19 protein-coding genes are annotated in these 16948 nt (G+C 41.9%); 1 reads left to right on the top strand and 18 read right to left on the bottom strand.

Going from position 1 to position 16948, the window contains the following annotated elements; all coding sequences use genetic code 11:
• Positions 1-2: 2 nt before the first annotated feature.
• From FYJ75_RS01015 to FYJ75_RS00935, 17 genes are all read right to left on the bottom strand, one after another.
• Positions 3-572: a hypothetical protein gene (locus FYJ75_RS01015; protein ID WP_154427937.1), complete on the bottom strand. Its 570-nt coding sequence runs from the start codon at positions 570-572 to the stop codon at positions 3-5.
• A gap of 37 nt (positions 573-609) precedes the next feature.
• Positions 610-1152: an NUDIX hydrolase gene (locus FYJ75_RS01010; protein ID WP_154427935.1), complete on the bottom strand. Its 543-nt coding sequence runs from the start codon at positions 1150-1152 to the stop codon at positions 610-612.
• Positions 1153-1398: 246 nt separating this feature from the next.
• Entirely contained in the window at positions 1399-2910 is a 1512-nt protein-coding gene (gene rny, locus FYJ75_RS01005) for a ribonuclease Y (protein WP_456300122.1), read from the bottom strand.
• A gap of 138 nt (positions 2911-3048) precedes the next feature.
• Positions 3049-3675 (bottom strand): regulatory protein RecX, encoded by a 627-nt coding sequence (locus FYJ75_RS01000; protein WP_154427933.1) that lies wholly within the window; start codon positions 3673-3675, stop codon positions 3049-3051.
• A 3-nt stretch (positions 3676-3678) separates the two neighbouring features.
• Positions 3679-4731: a recombinase RecA gene (gene recA, locus FYJ75_RS00995; RefSeq protein ID WP_154427931.1), complete on the bottom strand. Its 1053-nt coding sequence runs from the start codon at positions 4729-4731 to the stop codon at positions 3679-3681.
• Positions 4732-4932: 201 nt separating this feature from the next.
• A complete protein-coding gene (locus tag FYJ75_RS00990) occupies positions 4933-5313 on the bottom strand; it encodes a thioredoxin family protein (protein WP_328596813.1) in 381 nt (126 codons plus the stop codon).
• Entirely contained in the window at positions 5298-6890 is a 1593-nt protein-coding gene (locus tag FYJ75_RS00985; RefSeq protein ID WP_328596805.1) for a peptide chain release factor 3, read from the bottom strand. Before FYJ75_RS00985 ends, FYJ75_RS00990 begins: the two co-directional genes overlap by 16 nt.
• 140 nt (positions 6891-7030) lie before the next feature.
• A complete protein-coding gene (locus FYJ75_RS00980) occupies positions 7031-7717 on the bottom strand; it encodes a SpoIIIAH-like family protein (RefSeq protein WP_154427927.1) in 687 nt (228 codons plus the stop codon).
• A gap of 79 nt (positions 7718-7796) precedes the next feature.
• On the bottom strand, positions 7797-8354 hold the full coding sequence (locus FYJ75_RS00975; protein ID WP_154427925.1) for a stage III sporulation protein AG: 558 nt from the start codon (positions 8352-8354) through the stop codon (positions 7797-7799).
• Positions 8320-8613: a stage III sporulation protein AF gene (locus FYJ75_RS00970; protein ID WP_154427923.1), complete on the bottom strand. Its 294-nt coding sequence runs from the start codon at positions 8611-8613 to the stop codon at positions 8320-8322. Before FYJ75_RS00970 ends, FYJ75_RS00975 begins: the two co-directional genes overlap by 35 nt.
• A gap of 9 nt (positions 8614-8622) precedes the next feature.
• A complete protein-coding gene (locus tag FYJ75_RS00965; protein WP_154427921.1) occupies positions 8623-9852 on the bottom strand; it encodes a stage III sporulation protein AE in 1230 nt (409 codons plus the stop codon).
• Complete coding sequence (locus FYJ75_RS00960) at positions 9849-10271, bottom strand: SpoIIIAC/SpoIIIAD family protein (protein WP_154427919.1); 423 nt, start codon at positions 10269-10271, stop codon at positions 9849-9851. The genes FYJ75_RS00965 and FYJ75_RS00960 overlap by 4 nt, the downstream gene beginning before the upstream one ends.
• Entirely contained in the window at positions 10240-10434 is a 195-nt protein-coding gene (spoIIIAC, locus tag FYJ75_RS00955; protein WP_154427917.1) for a stage III sporulation protein AC, read from the bottom strand. The genes FYJ75_RS00960 and spoIIIAC overlap by 32 nt, the downstream gene beginning before the upstream one ends.
• 12 nt (positions 10435-10446) lie before the next feature.
• Complete coding sequence (locus FYJ75_RS00950; RefSeq protein WP_154427915.1) at positions 10447-10962, bottom strand: stage III sporulation protein AB; 516 nt, start codon at positions 10960-10962, stop codon at positions 10447-10449.
• Positions 10956-11864, bottom strand: a complete 909-nt coding sequence (gene spoIIIAA / locus FYJ75_RS00945) for a stage III sporulation protein AA (RefSeq protein ID WP_154427913.1) — start codon at positions 11862-11864, stop codon at positions 10956-10958. The genes FYJ75_RS00950 and spoIIIAA overlap by 7 nt, the downstream gene beginning before the upstream one ends.
• Before the next feature lie 100 nt (positions 11865-11964).
• Positions 11965-13758, bottom strand: coding sequence for an arginine--tRNA ligase (gene argS / locus FYJ75_RS00940; protein WP_154427911.1), 1794 nt, complete (start codon positions 13756-13758; stop codon positions 11965-11967).
• A 69-nt stretch (positions 13759-13827) separates the two neighbouring features.
• Complete coding sequence (locus FYJ75_RS00935; RefSeq protein WP_154427909.1) at positions 13828-14334, bottom strand: QueT transporter family protein; 507 nt, start codon at positions 14332-14334, stop codon at positions 13828-13830.
• A 161-nt stretch (positions 14335-14495) separates the two neighbouring features.
• Here FYJ75_RS00935 and sigG point away from each other — a divergent pair, with 161 nt between their 5' ends.
• The gene (gene sigG / locus FYJ75_RS00930) at positions 14496-15284 is read left to right on the top strand and encodes an RNA polymerase sporulation sigma factor SigG (protein WP_154427907.1); all 789 of its coding nucleotides are present in this window, start codon (positions 14496-14498) and stop codon (positions 15282-15284) included.
• Here the strand turns inward: sigG and FYJ75_RS00925 are convergent.
• Complete coding sequence (locus FYJ75_RS00925; protein WP_154427904.1) at positions 15281-16882, bottom strand: MBL fold metallo-hydrolase RNA specificity domain-containing protein; 1602 nt, start codon at positions 16880-16882, stop codon at positions 15281-15283. The genes sigG and FYJ75_RS00925 overlap by 4 nt on opposite strands.
• Positions 16883-16948: the final 66 nt, after the last annotated feature.

Genomic DNA, 16948 nt, shown 5'->3' with positions numbered 1-16948 from the left:
CATCATTTCAGCAGCTGTTTTAACACCATGTGCAAAAGTACATTTCCAGCCAGAGCTTCAAGCAATGCTCCCATTATAACAAGTATTACGATTGTCAGTATCGTAAAAAAATGTGTTGTTACCGATGTACGAAGCCAGCTGCTTTTCTCATACCCTGCTCCGACATATCGTGGCTGTACTTCCAGTTTTATAAGAAGTACGATTGCCGTAAGATACAATATCCCCTGCGGAAAAATACAGCAAACACACACCACTATCCCATATAACCCCATATTCATGACACACGCCCACAAAAAAAGGCCAAATGTATATGCAAGTACACTTTTTATAAATTGCGGCAATACTTTTCTGACCGGAGTAAATCCAAGGAGTGCAAGAAACAAATACTCCTTTGCACGTTCCCACAATATATTCCAAAACATCTGCATATACTCCGTTTTTCCCATAACGAAAGCCCTGATATGATAAGAGTTCAAAAAACCATATGTTGTAAGGAATTTTGCTCCAAAAAGCTGTGCACTTGCCACTCCGCTCAGAAAACATATTGCTATAAACAAAATCTGTTTTTTCATGCTCTCCTCAAAAAATAAGCTCTATTCAGAATATGTCCTATTTTTTGATTTTATTACTGTATGCCAGGATAGCAGAAACGGTTTTTGAATCCTGAATCCTGCCCTGATAGATCATATCGCACAATTCTTCCAGCGAATATGCTTCCACCTGTATTTCTTCTCCTTCATCCAGATGCTGTTTCCCCGGCTTTAAATCTTCTGCCAGATAAACGTCAATAAATTCATTGCAGAACGCAACGGTTGTCCGAAGCGACAAAAGAAGACTGATCTTATCGCTCCGATAACCAGTCTCCTCTTCTAATTCCCTTGCAGCACATACTTTGGTATCTTCATCCACACTGTCTCTGCTTCCCGCCGGGATCTCAAGTGTTTCCCGATCGAGCGCATTGCGGTACTGGTGAACCATAAGGATCCTGCCATCCGGAAGAACCGGAAGAACGGCAGCTGCACCTTTCCGGTGCGCGATATAATCCCATTCCTCCGTCTTACCGTTTGCAAGCTGCATGGTATCTTTATAAACATCTAAAATTGAACCTTTATACATAAGTTCGCGGTTGATCCGCTTCATTTTAATTTCCATTCTGTCATCTCCTTTCTTTTTATGATATCCAAAAATGAAAGAATATTCAACAGAATGTTATTTTCATCAGACTTTACTGAATTTTCCAACCTTCTATCCTCCACAACAAGGATCTGATCGGCATTTTCCGTATTCACACTCGCAGTTGCCTCATTTATAGGATATTATAGGAAATAATAAAAAAGGAAAGTATCGAAAACCCTTTATTTTTCAATACTTTCCTTATTTTTACGTTAAATAATAACGCTATTTTGCGTAATCGGTAACGCGAGATTCTCTGATTACATTTACTTTAATCTGACCCGGATACTCTAATTCAGATTCAATCTGTTTTGAAATATCACGCGCCATAAGAACCATATCTGCGTCACTGACCTGTTCAGGAACTACCATAATTCGAATCTCTCTTCCTGCCTGAACTGCGAAAGATTTCTCTACACCCTTATAACCATTTGTAATATCTTCTAACTGTTTTAACCGGTTAGAATATGTCTCCAATGTCTCTCTTCTTGCACCTGGACGCGCTGCACTGATTGTATCAGCAGCCTGTACCAGACAAGCGATAAGAGATTCTGGCTCAACATCCCCATGATGTGATTCCACTGCATTAATAACCAGCGGAGATTCTTTGTATTTTCTACAAAGATCAGCTCCAAGCTGAACATGCGAACCTTCCATATCATGATCGACTGCCTTACCAATATCATGTAAAAGACCAGCACGTTTTGCCATTCTGACATCTTCTCCGATTTCTGCTGCCAAAAGTCCGGTCAGCTGTGCGACTTCGATGGAATGTTTCAATGCATTCTGTCCATAGCTTGTTCTGAATTTCATCTTTCCAAGCAGACGAACGAGTTCCGGATGAATTCCGTGAATACCTACTTCTAATACAGCAGCTTCACCTTCTTCTCGGATCATTGTCTCAACTTCCTTCTGGGCTTTCTCAACCATCTCTTCAATACGAGCTGGATGAATACGTCCGTCGACAATTAACTTCTCCAAAGCAATTCTGGCAACTTCCCTGCGAATCGGATCAAATCCGGACAGAATAACTGCTTCCGGTGTATCATCGATGATCAGATCAACGCCGGTCATAGTCTCTAATGTACGAATATTTCGACCCTCACGTCCGATAATACGTCCTTTCATTTCATCGTTTGGAAGCTGTACAACGGAAATTGTGGTCTCAGCCACATGATCAGCTGCACATTTCTGGATTGCAGTTACAACGTATTCCTTTGCCTTCTTGTTTGCTTCTTCTTTGGCCCTGTTTTCCATTTCCTTGACCATCTTGGCCGTGTCAAGTTTCACATCTTCTTCAATGGTTTTTAAGAGGTATTCTTTTGCCTGTTCAGAGGTTAATCCAGAGATTCTCTCCAGTTCCTGTACGCGCTGTTCATTAAGCTTGGCAACTTCTTCCTTCTGCTTGTTTAACTTCTCTTCTTTCACAGTAAAACTTGCTTCGCGTCTCTCCATCGCTTCCATCTTCTTGTCCAGATTCTCTTCCTTCTGTACAATACGACGTTCGTTACGCTGGATTTCGTTTCTGCGCTCTTTGATCTCTTTGTCAAGTTCATTCTTTGCTTTAATGGACTCTTCTTTGATCTCAAGCATAGACTCACGCTTTTTGTCTTCTGCTGATTTTACTGCTTCATCTATAATCTCTCTTGCTTTTTCTTCTGCATTTCCAATTTTGGAGTTAGCAGCATTTTTCTGATAAGCACTTGAGATAAACCAGACAACAATGGCAGTTACAATTACAGAAATTACACACGCAATAATAACCTGCGTCACAGGAGCACCTCCTTTATTAAATTTTCATTGTACATATAACAAAAAGTTTACCTTTTCATATGTCATAATTAACAACATATAAATTTTATACTTAATTGATAATTATGTCAAGTAATATGGTTCCTCATATTTCATCACACGGAGTATATCATTCGCCTTAAATCCCCGCCTTAAAAGGAAACTGTATGTGCGCCGGAATTCCTTCTCGTCCGCCGTTTTATAATCAAATTTTCTCTTTGTAAGAAGCTCTCTGATCTGGTTCTCCTCGTCAGATACATACTCTTCTTCCAGCGCAGCCTCAATCGTCTCTTTGGCAACTCCTTTTTGCATCAGATCCTGTCGGATTCTCATCCTGCTTTTCTTTGACTGGGCATTCCTCACATAATTCGCTGCATATCGCTCATCATCGATATAATGATATTTTGCAACATACATAACCGCATCATCAATACACTCTTTGGGATATTCTCCTGCTTTTAATTTATCTCTTAACTGTGCCTCTGTCCGATCCATCTGTTCCAGTAAATGCATAGCTCTTCTTCTGGCACGCTTGCACAGAACTTCTTCTATCATTCTCTGATAAGTCAAGGCATCTATCATCCCGCCTTCGCATATATCCAGGCTTTTCATTTCTCCCCTGTATAAAAGACAGGAAAGACCCGTATCAAAACTGACACGGATCTTTCCCTTTCCTACAGTCTCACATTTTATAACTGTAATTTCATTCATTGATTACTCCTGATTCTCTCCCTCTGAAACAGACTCGGTATTGTCTTCCTCTTCAGGTTCCTCCTGCGCAAAGTAATAGTCACGCACCTGCTGTTCGATCATTGCACAGAATTCCGGATTCTCTCTGAGATAATTCTTGGCATTCTCACGTCCCTGCCCAATCTTATCTCCCTCATATGCATACCATGCTCCGGATTTATTAATGATGTTCACATTTGCAGCCAGATCCAAAATATCACCCTCTTTGGATATTCCTTTTCCAAACATGATATCAAACTCTGCTTCACGGAATGGCGGTGCTACTTTATTCTTAACAATCTTAACCCTTGTATGGTTACCAATCACTTCTCCAGCCTGTTTCAAAGCCTCTACACGACGGACATCCAGACGTACGGAAGAATAGAATTTCAGTGCACGTCCTCCGGTCGTTGTCTCAGGATTACCAAACATAACGCCAACTTTCTCACGCAGCTGGTTGATAAAGATTACAACACAGTTCGATTTACTGATAACACCTGTCAGCTTACGAAGTGCCTGGCTCATCAGACGCGCCTGTAATCCGACATGGGAATCTCCCATGTCTCCATCAATCTCTGCTTTCGGAACAAGTGCTGCTACTGAGTCAACGATAACAATATCAACTGCACCGGAACGTACCATTGTCTCTGTAATCTCAAGCGCCTGCTCACCGCAATCCGGCTGAGAAATGTAAAGATTGTCGATATCTACGCCAATATTCTTCGCATAAACCGGATCTAACGCATGCTCTGCATCAATAAATCCTGCAATTCCACCCCTCTTTTGTACTTCAGCCACACAGTGAAGCGCAACGGTTGTCTTACCACTGGACTCAGGTCCATAGATCTCAATAATTCTTCCCTTCGGAAGTCCTCCGATTCCCAATGCAATATCAAGACTTAAAGAGCCGGTTGGAACAGACTCAACATTCATGTTGGTCGCATTATCCCCAAGCTTCATTACAGATCCCTTGCCATACTGCTTCTCGATCTGCGCAATCGCAGCATCCAGAGCTTTTAATTTATCTTCTTTTGCCATTATAGTTCTCCTTCAACATATACGAACTTATGTTCGTTTCACTGTTATTATAGTAGTATACTTTGCTTTTCTTGTCAACCATAAAAATAAAATGTAATTTTGTTTTCTTATACGGGAAACATTCGATCAGATCAGAAAAAAGACAGCTGACGAATCAACTGTCTTCATTATATCTGTGTCTATTTTATCCGTCAACTGCTTTTAAAAATGAATCTGCTGTGTTCCCTGACAATCACACAGTTTCTGTAATTTTTCCAGAAGGATTTCTTCTTCGGTGTTCCCCTGAATGCGCTCCTGAAAAATTCCATAATTCATAAAAACAACAAGAGGAAGATCCATAACCTGATAATTCAGTGCCAGTGCGATCTCCTGATCCACATCAACTTTACAGATCTTTGCCTTATCCTGCATTTTATCCGCAATTCTTTCTGCTGACTCCAGCAATTTTGTACATTCCGCATCCTCTTTCCGGTAAAACAGGATCATAACCGGAATCTTTGACATTAAAACCTGTTCTTCAAATATTTTCTTTGTAAGCTCAACCATTTTTCTTCCGCACCTTTTCTTTAATTTCTGCTGAATTCTTCCAGTTTCAGACCCTCATTACGATCCAGAACCATGCCTACGCTCCATGCATTGATAAAGAGAAGCAATGGGTTGCCCTTCATGTCGATGACCTTCTTCATATCCGAAGTTCCTGTCAGGTTGTCCATATCCACTTCCTCTTTATTTGCAATCCAGCGGATATGTTCATATGGAAGATTCTCAAGACGGATTTCCACGTTATATTCCTTTTCAAGACGGAATTTTAACACATCAAACTGAAGGACGCCGACAACCCCGACAATAATCTCTTCCATTCCGCCCTTATATTCCTGGAATATCTGGATTGCACCCTCCTGGGCAATCTGTGTAACACCTTTCACGAACTGTTTTCTCTTCATGGAGTCCACAAGACGTACCCTCGCAAAATGCTCCGGTGCAAATGTCGGAATACCCTCGAAACGGAACTTGTCTTTTGCCGTCGTCAGCGTATCTCCGATTGAAAAGATTCCCGGGTCGAAAATACCAATGATATCTCCCGCATATGCCTCTTCCACAATTTTACGCTCGTCTGCCATCATCTGCTGTGGCTGGGATAATTTAATATTCTTTCCACCCTGCACATGATATACTTCCATTCCTGCTTCAAATTTTCCGGAACAGATACGCATAAAAGCGATACGGTCACGATGATTTTTATTCATATTTGCCTGGATTTTAAAGACGAATGCTGAAAAATCCTCACTAAATGGATCGATCTCTCCCTGATCTGACTGACGTGCCAACGGCGCATAAGTCATCTGTAAGAAATGCTGCAAAAATGTCTCAACACCAAAGTTAGTAAGCGCAGATCCAAAAAATACAGGAGAAAGTTCTCCTTTGGAAACCAGCTCCTGGTCAAACTCTGCACTTGCTCCATCCAGAAGCTCGATCTCATCCAGAAGCTGTGCCCTGAAGTCCTCTCCGATCTCATCGACCAGCGCCGGATCATCAATATCAATGATTTTTTCCGATCCTTCCTTCGTTCCCTTTAAAGTGTCCGAAAAGGTCATGACCTTCTTTGTATTCCGGTCATACACACCCTTAAACTCTTTTCCGGAACCGATCGGCCAGTTGATCGGACACGTCTCGATTCCAAGCTCATTCTCAATATCCTGCAAAAGTTCAAAGGTATCATTGGCATCACGATCCATCTTATTGATAAATGTAAAGATCGGGATATGGCGCATTACGCAGACCTTAAAGAGTTTACGTGTCTGCGCCTCAACTCCCTTGCTTCCATCGATTACCATAACCGCAGAATCTGCTGCCATCAGTGTACGATAAGTATCCTCTGAGAAGTCCTGATGTCCCGGTGTATCCAGAATATTGATACAATAACCACCATAATTGAACTGAAGAACAGAAGATGTAACGGAAATACCTCTTTGTTTTTCAATCTCCATCCAGTCAGAAACCGCATGACGGGCGGTTGCTTTTCCTTTTACCGATCCTGCAAGATTGATTGCTCCTCCGTATAACAGGAACTTTTCTGTCAGTGTTGTTTTTCCGGCATCCGGATGGGAAATAATGGCAAATGTACGTCTTTTTTCAATTTCTTTTCTTAAGTCGCTCACAAATATATCCTCCAAACTCAAACTGATTCTTCGTGTTTCAGCTATATGTCTATTTATTTCTTGCTATTTTAGCATACTATTTTGTAGTATATCCCAAAATCCTCTGTATTTCAATAAAATTCACAATTTCCATGTCCATTTTATTCTGCCTTTTGCTCTGTTCCTTCCGTACTCTCCTGCTTACTGCCATCCGAACTGATCGTAGTGATCACAATGTTCTGTCCTTCTACACCGGTCTTTCTTTTCACAATATCCTCCACCTGAGCCCGTTTTGCATCGGTAACATCTCCCATATCAAGGACAACATCACATTCTTCCCCGCTCATACTCACAACCACATTCGTAAATCCTTTGGATTCCAGCATCATTTCTGCATTCGCTTCCTTCTCTGCTACATCCGTGAGCTGGACCATCTGATCCACAGCGACCTGTTTCTGTTCATCGGTAATATTCTCATTATTGATAATTCCGAGTAACGTTTCCTTATTTTTTGACCGGACCTGTTCCCGGTTCAATTTCACTTCCGCTGCATAATCAACGCTGTTTGCCAGCGCCCCCGTCAGCACCGTCTCCCCAGGGTTTATGATTTCTTCTGTTCCTGTCTCCATCGCGACATCCTCTCCAGCGGCCTCCGTATTTTCGATTTCCGGGTAGATCTCGTGATCAGAGTTATCAATCTTATATCCATCTTTTACCGAATCTGCGCTGGCGCTCGTCGCTCCGTTATCTGCCAGGCCGCTTCTGTCATAACTTATGTATCCTGCGATTGCGATCAGAAATGCAAGTGCGGTAATGATCACCTGATTTTTGTGAAAAATTTTCTTCATTGTGGTTCCTCCTGTATGGACTATTCAACTATTATCATTTTATATTCCGCCTCATCAAAATATGCCTCACAAATCATGATTATTCCACATTTTGCATTGGCACGACCTTTATCTTATGTGCCTCCACACCAAACAATGCCGTCACAGCATCCATGATACTGCTCTGTACTGCCGCATTTTTTCCGCCTTCAGCTACGACCACAACCCCCTCAATCTGCGGTGCGGTCTCTTTCGTTACATACGGACTGTTCTGATTCCCCGAGTCAAAAATAACCGTATTTTCCTGATAAGACTCAGAATTTGACGAAACATCTTTGTCCAAAACCGTCTCTCCTTCGTCCTTCAATGTGATCATGACATCAACATTTCCCACACCTTCCATCTTTTCCAGTATATTTTCCAGTTTTTTTTCCAATTGTGCTGCATATTCCCGTTCATTGTCCTCCAGACTCCCGTCTGTTTTTCCGTTTTTTTCGTCACTGGTTTCTTTTGTATCCTGTTTTCCTATCTTTGATCCACTTCCCGATGGAATTGCAACAATCAGGATCAGCATACCAATTAATATGACAATCAGCCAGTCCTGTCCCTTCATATGCCGGATCTTATTCCGTATTATTGTCCATGTAGAAAATTTCAAAAATATCCTCCTCATTTTCTTCATTGAATTCAATTTCATTTAATCGATCCGTGATCTGTTCCAGATTGCGGTATGCTGCCTGCGAATCATCCCTCATGATCCATTTCACAACCGGTGCAAGCAGGATCACCGCCATAAATATTCCGATAAAAAACTGAAAATACTTCTGATATCTGTCCTTTGGAACGAGATACGTAAAAACAAAAAGAATCAGCATAAGTACAAAAAAATTTTTTATAAAAGATGTAACCGTTTCCATTTTCCCCACTCAGTATATAAAACTTGTCGATGTTGTCACCATGGATATAACGATCATAAATAACAGCATCGTATTTACCATAATCTTAAGATACAGGGTGCTTCCCCTCGCTACACCATGCACACATTCCACCAGTCTTTGATCTGCCACCGGCTGCAAAAGTGCCACGATCAGCCTGTACAAAAAAGTAAAGCTGAAGATCTTCACAAGCGGAAGCAGACAGACAACAAGCAGTACGATCACTGCTGCCACTCCTACACTGTTTTTGATCAGAATCCCACATCCAAGCACGATTTCCCCCGCCGATCCGATCGTATTTCCCACTCCCGGAAGCATAGATACGGATTTTAAAATCATATTTCCGGATAGACGGTCTTTTGCAGTCGTAAGAAAGGACTGAACCGTGCTGATCCCGATGACACTTCCGACTGCAATTTTTATACAGATTCCGATTCCGGATTCGATCAGTTCCGCAAGTTTCGAAAGCTTTTCTTCTTCAAACAGATGATCCACAAATTCCAAAAGCACAAACACATGGATTGCCGGAACAAGAAATAATTTGAGTGCTGATTCGAGTAAAAGCACCATTCCAAATGTCATCTCATAGAAAATCCCTGCCGAAGCTGCATTTCCGGATAACATCAGGGTTGTTGCATATGCGGGGACCAGCGCTTCTAGAAAATCAATGACCATCTGCATTCCATCCTGCAGCACCTGATGCAGCAATAAAAATGACTGCATCAAAAGAAGCATCATTGCCCCATACACAACCAGAAAGCTCATATTTGATACATATCCGCTGCAGGTCATGCATACCCGGTTTGTTACAGCAAACAAAATTGCAAGAAGAAGCATCTGTACAAACATCGGTCTTGCTGCCGCAATCTCATAGAAAAAAAGATCTAATACATAGGTTCCAATATCAAGCAGCCAGTCATGCTCTTTTTGACCGCTTCCGTTTGCGTCAAAACTTATTTTATATTCATTAATCAGATCTTCCACCAGCCCGGAAAAGCTGTATTTCTCCGGCAGCTGCTGCCCGGTAAATGCATCCGCTTTCGAAAAATCAAGATGCTTAAGGATCTCATCCAGATATTGCTGTTCACTTTCTGTTTCCAGTTCTTTTTGTGTTTCTTCCCTGGTATCTGCAGCATAACAGATCTCTTTTGCCGGCATTTCAATTCCAAGGCACATCAGACACAAGAGCAGGATCAGCCAAACTTTCCTTTTCCCACTCATAAGAACTGCTCCAATACATCCGTAAGATAGGCAAGTCCGGGGATACTAAGTGCGAGAATGGAAAGCTTTGCGAACAGTTCAATCTGTCCGCCAACAGCCTGATACCCATTGTCCTTACAGATTCCGGCGGAGAAGTCAGCCACGTAAGTAATCCCTAACATTTTTAAAAGCTGGATCATAAATGAATGTTCCACCGGAAGTTGTTCCCAGATGCCCCCGATAAATTGAGAAATGGCGGAAAATTGTGCCAGTGCATATACGAATATTACGATACCTGCTGCAAGTCCGACCAATATGGCAAACTCCCCTTTTTCCTTTCGAAGAATCATTCCCAGAAATACACTTACAATTCCGATCAGTCCGATTTTTAAAATATGCCCGCCCCCTTTACAACGAAAATAATGTTTCCATTGTTTCAAACAGTTCACTGATATACGGAACGATCCAGAATAATACAATGATCAGTCCCGCAAGACTTAATAAAAAAGCATGTTCCTCTCTTCCGCTGTGTTTGAGTACCTGGCTTAAAACCGTAACAATGATCCCAACTGCCGCAATTTTAAAAATAATTGTTATGCCCATAGCATTCCTCTCCTATAAAAGTATGATTACGATCATAATTCCACCAAGTATTCCAACCGGTGTAAACACTTTTTGCTTTTCTCTCCACTGTACCTTTTCTTCCTGGATCTGTATCTGCATCTGCTCCCGGATATGCTTTAAAACATCAATGTTTTCTCTCAGATTATCTCCAAACAGCCCTTTTGCACATTCTGTCACAAGGAATAAAAACTGCTCGGAAAAATTCCATTCTCCCCGGTGTTTCCTCCATACTTCTGTCCAGATCCGTTCTCCGAAAGGACAGTCATTTTTCTGCATTTTGGCTACAATATCCTGAAATGTATCTCTCAGCCTGTCGCTTTTTTCTCCTGTCACTTCTAAAAGCTCGGCTACATAAACCTTCTCCGTTTCCAGCCGGTATACCGCATGTGAAACAAATTGTTCCAGCAGGACCATATCACCGATCTTCATTCTTCTGTTCTCATTCCAGCTTACAATGCCTCCCAGAATCCCGCCAAATATCACACATATTCCAACCAGCTTTAACATATCCTTCTCATTGCTTCATCGTATATCTGCATTTTTCTTGTTCCATCCAGTTCCCTGCTTAACAGCACAAACCGGTCTATCATTCCCGCCTCCAGGATTTTGCGCATATATGGCTTTTCGGAAAGTTCGCGTATTCTCTGTGCATGGACAGTTCCAAGTATTCTGCTTCCAGAGCATACTGCCTGATAGACTGCCATAAAGTCTTCCTCTTTTCCAAGCTCATCCACGGCGATGATCTGTGGCGACATTGACCGCAGCATCATAAATATTCCACGTTCCTTCGGACAATTATCCAGCACATCCGTCCTCGGTCCCAGGTCATTCTGTGGAATTCCCTGATAACACGCAGCTATTTCCGAACGCTCATCCACAACTGCAATCTTAAGTCCCATATGTTCAGAATCACCATAGGATAAAATCCGTATGCTGTCTCTCAGATATGTTGTCTTTCCAGCACCAGGTGGCGCCAGAATCAGAGTATTATGTATGCTGTCCCCCTGCCGGATCTGCTGTACAAGCTGTTTTGCACAGCCTTTTCTTTCATGTGCAATTCGAATATTCAGTCCACTGAAATCATATATCCCACAGATTCCTTTTTTTCCATTCGGTGTGTCTTCCGCTCTTGCCACTCTTCCGACCACACCGACACGATGGCCTCCTTTCATTGTAAAAAATCCCTCTTTCAGTTCATTCTCCATTGCATACAGGGAATATCCGGAGAGATAATTCATCATCTCCCTTATTTCCTCTTTTTCAACGACACCAAAATGCAGGCTTCTCCGGTCTGCATAAAGAAATTCCACTGGAAGCTTTGCCCGGATCCGTATCTCCTCCAGGCCATCCCATTTATCTTTCGGAATCGTCTGCCGGATTCTCACTGGAAAAATATTTACAAACTCCATACCACTCATCACCTCAAATAAAAAAGTCACAGGTAAATAAATTACCTATGACTTATTTATATGACTTGTCTATGAAATTATGCCTGAATGTTTCACCCGGTTACATACGATCTGGTGCTGAAAAACCAAGTACGTCAATGCATGTCTCAAGAATGCATTTTGTCAGGCAGAGTACAGCAATGTAGGATTTCTGGATCTCTTCATTCTCTTCCGAAAGAATCTTGGTTCCATGATAAAAACCATTAAATGCATTTGCCAGTTCATAAATATATGCACAGATCTTATGCGGTGCAGTTTCCTCAAATGCATTCTCCATGACTGCATTAAATCTGGACAGCACAAGCATCAGATTCTTTTCATTCTCAGAGTCTGCAGCTTTGATAACAGAACTGCATGCTGACGCATCCTTGCCCATAGCCTCATATTTGGAAAGAATGGATTTGATTCGAACGATTGTGTATAAAATATATGGTCCTGTATTCCCTTCAAAAGAAGTGAAACGGTCAATATCAAAAATGTAATCCTTGCTTGCCTGGTTCGACAGATCTCCATATTTGATTGCTGATAACGCTACTGTCTTTGCAGTACGTACTGCTTCTTCCTGGTCAATGTCAAGATCTTCTTTGCTCTTCTGATTCTCCGTGATCTTCTTGAGCATTTCTTCGTTGATTGCAGAAACCAGATATTCCAGACGCATAACACCGCCTTCACGGGTCTTAAATGGCTTGCCATCTTTGCCGTTCATTGTACCAAAACCAAGGAATTTCAATTCGGTTTCCGGTTTTACAATACCGGTCTTTCTTGCACAACGGAAAACCTGTGTAAAATAAAGTTCCTGACGCTTGTCAACAACATAGATCAACTCATCCGGATGGTAATCTTTCATTCTCCATACCATGGTTGCAAGATCTGTTGTGTTATACAGTGAGGCTCCATCTGACTTTAAGATCATACATGGAGGGATCTCTTTGGTGTCTGTGTCTTCTTTTACATCCACCACAAGCGCTCCATCACTGATATATGCATATCCGTCATCTTTCATTTTCTGAACCATATCCGGAATATATGGCTGGGCATCTGATTCTCCCTTCCACAGCTCAAATGATACATTCAGATTCTCATAGTTTTTCTTAAGGTCACTTACGGATACCTCTAAAATGTGTTTTAAAAGTGCCTGATAACCTCTTCTTCCATGCTGTAATTCATAAGTTGCCTGCATTGCAGCTTCCTTATATGCTGCATCTTCTTTGGATTTGCCACTTGCTGTCGGATAGATTTCTTCAAGTTCGGCTATTGTAAACGGTGCCTCTTTTGGATATTCTCCTTCAAAGCTCTCATCAAAATATACAAGCTCCGGTCTTCTGAGCTTAAGCTCTGTAATGATCAGTCCCATCTGAAGACCCCAGTCTCCAAGATGCACATCACCGATCATATGATGTCCCATGAATTTACCGATTCTTTTTACACTCTCACCGATAATTGCCGAACGCAGATGTCCGACATGAAGTGGTTTTGCAACGTTTGGTCCGCCGTAGTCAATCATGATTGTTTTTGGCTCTGCAGCCTTTTCACAACCATATCTGCCTTCATCTTTCTGCATGGAATTTAAGTATTCCGCAAGATATTCATTTGAGATCTTAATATTTAAAAATCCTGGCTTTACAGATTCTGCCATAGCGAACATCGGATTTCCGGAAAGGGCTTCTGCAATCTTATCAGAAATCATAAACGGCGCACATTTATATTCTTTTGCGGCAGCCATGGCTCCATTACACTGGTATTCACACAGATCCGGTCTGTTTGATAATGTAACTTTTCCGTATTTTGCATCATATCCTGCTGCAACGAATGCCTTTGTCACTTCATCTGTGATGATATCAATCAGTTTATTCATTTTCTGCCTCCTCGTATTCTATAACTATCCTACATTTTATCAACAAATCAGCATTTCCACAACCGTATTTTACTTAAAAATCACATTGCGGTATTTACCGAGCACTTTCATCAAAAGGCTTCCCAGAATACATACTGAGATCACTTCTCCAATTCCAACCGTTAACGCATTAAATGGAATTGACCAGTCTGTTCCATGGAATACTGTTTTAAAACCATATCCATAACGAAGCACAAACGGAACAATGACCATGTTTGCAATTACCGGAGGTAATGTGCATAACACTTTGTGTCTGCGAAGAAGATATGTTCCAACTGCGCCAAGCAGTGTTGCAATACTTCCGAAAACAATGTCATATACAATTGCACCTGTCAGCGTATTTGCAAGCAGACAGCCAAGCCATAATCCAGGGATTGCTGCCGGTGTAAAAAATGGCAGAATACAAAGAGCCTCCGAAAAACGGATCTGGATAGAACCGGACGCAAGTCCGAGCAGATTGGTGATGTATGTAAGCACCACATAAAGAGCTGCGATCATAGCAGCCTGGACGATAAATAATACCTTTTTGTTTCTCATATTCATTTCTCCTTTAGTTTTGTTTTCTGTCAGGAAGGTCTCGAACTGACAATAATTTACTTTACACATTCCCATGATGCTTGTCAAGAAAATCCAGATTTTACAGTATAAAAAAAAGCCCCTCAGGGCATCCTTACTTTATCAAATCCGGAGGTATTCTTATGTCAGCATATAAGGTCGAAATCTGTGGAGTCAACACTTCACAGCTTCCCATTCTGAAAGAAGAGGAAAAAGCAGAACTGTTCAAACAGATAAAGGCAGGTGATAAAGCCGCAAGAGAACGCTATATCAAAGGGAATCTGAGGCTTGTACTGTCCGTGATCAAACGCTTCAGTAACCACAACGAAAATGTCGATGATCTGTTTCAGATCGGCTGCATCGGACTCATGAAATCCATCGATAACTTTAATCCAGACATGCAGGTAAAATTCTCCACCTATGCAGTTCCCATGATCATCGGCGAAGTCCGGCGTTATCTGCGTGATAACAGTTCTTACCGCATTCCACGTTCCCTCAGGGATACTGCCTATAAAGCGATCCACTCCCGCGAGATCCTCTCCCGCACTTCCTTGCATGAACCGACTCTTGATGAGATTTCTGCCGACTGTGGTATCTCAAAAGAAGACATTGTCTATGCTCTTGATGCCATTCAGACACCGCTAAGTCTCTTTGATCCTATTTATACTGAGGGCGGCGATACCCTCTATGTTATGGATCAGATCTCTGACAAAAAAAGCAAGGAGGAGAACTGGGTTCTGGATCTGTCCATAAGCGATGCACTTGAACGACTGAACGAACGCGATGAACAGATTATAAAACTGCGGTATTTCGAAGGCAAAACCCAGATTGAGGTTGCCGACGAAATCCACATTTCCCAGGCCCAGGTCTCCCGACTTGAGAAAAATGCCTTAAAAAGCATGTATAAATATCTTTATTCCGAAGATCTTTAACGATCCCATTTATCACAGAGTGCATTGATCTGATCTGCAAATCTGGCAAGATCTTTGTTGGCCATTCCTTCACAGTGACGAATTACCGTTAAGAGACGCTGACCAGCTGCAAGCAGCCTGTCGAAGACAGTATTGGCTGCTTTCGCCTGATGTTTCTTCTTCTCCACGAGCTGTCTGGATCCCTGACTGATGCACTCACCTGTGATCAGATCATAACTGTCTCCACTATATGGAGCAACTGCATCCAGTCCGACTTCCTCCCGCACATGTTTTGCGAAAAATTCGGTTACCTGATCATCTCCATGAACAATAAATACCTTAGAAGGTTTCTCTTCGAATTCACGGATCCATTTTGTCAGATGATCCATATCTGCATGACCGCTGATTCCAGGAAGATTGCAGATGGTTGCATGAACCCCGATTGTTTCTCCGAAGAGCTTTACTTCTTTTACGCCATTCAAAAGAGAATGCCCCAATGTACCCGGCACCTGGTATCCGACAAAAAGAATCGTCGAATCTGCTCTCCACAGATTATGTTTCAGATGATGACGGATACGTCCGGCATCACACATTCCAGATGCAGATATGATTACTTTTGGCGTCTCGATAAAGTTGATATTCTTTGATTCATCACTGGTAACAGCAACTTTAAGTCCCGGGAACTGAATCGGGTTGATTCCCATATTGATAAGCTTCCTTGCATCTTCGTTAAAGCACTCCGATACATTCTTATGGAAGATATTCGTTGCTTCTACAGCCAGCGGACTATCAATATATACTTCAAAATTCCGGAATTCCGGAAGCAGATCCTCTGTTTTTATCCGTCGCATAAAATAGAGCATCTCCTGCGTACGTCCAACTGAGAAAGCAGGAATGACAAGATTTCCTCCTTTGGTAAAGGTCGCACTCATGACTTTTGCAAGTTCCACCGCATAATCCGGCGGTGTATCATGATTCTTATCTCCATAGGTGGATTCCATAATCACATAATCTGCATCTTTTATATATTCCGGATCACGGATCAGTGGGCGGTTGCCATTGCCGATATCACCAGAAAAGACCAGTTTCCTTGTCACATGATCTTCTGTGATCCACATCTCGATGGAAGAAGATCCAAGCAGATGCCCTGCATCCACAAAGCGGACTTTCAATCCCTCACATACCTGGATCTCATCATGATATTCACACGGCACAAAATGCTGCATAACATTTACTGCATCATTCAGATCGTACAACGGCGTAACTTCCGGCAAGCCTGCACGTCTTGCTTTTCTATTCTTCCATTCTGCTTCAAACTCCTGAATATGGGCGGAATCTTTCAACATGATTCCACATAATTCCGATGTCGCTTTTGTCGCAAAAATCTGTCCACGGAATCCATGATTATATAAAAGAGGCAGAAGTCCCGAGTGATCAATGTGCGCATGCGTCACAAAAACATAATCAATATTGGATGCATTCACCGGAATTTCCTGATTTACATACATATCCGGTCCCTGTTCCATACCGCAGTCCACCAAAAGATGAATATCCCCAAATGTAACATAATGACAGCTGCCCGTTACCTCATGGTCAGCTCCTAAAAACTCCAATACCATACTCTCTCATCTCCTGTTTATGTTCTGATTTTATGTTTATATTTTACCACATTTCGAGTATATTGT

Source organism: Roseburia porci, from assembly GCF_009695765.1.
GTDB classification, from domain to species: Bacteria; Bacillota; Clostridia; order Lachnospirales; family Lachnospiraceae; genus Roseburia; species Roseburia porci.
Note: the sequence above shows the minus strand (reverse complement) of the source record. Positions and strands in the feature narration are given on the sequence as shown.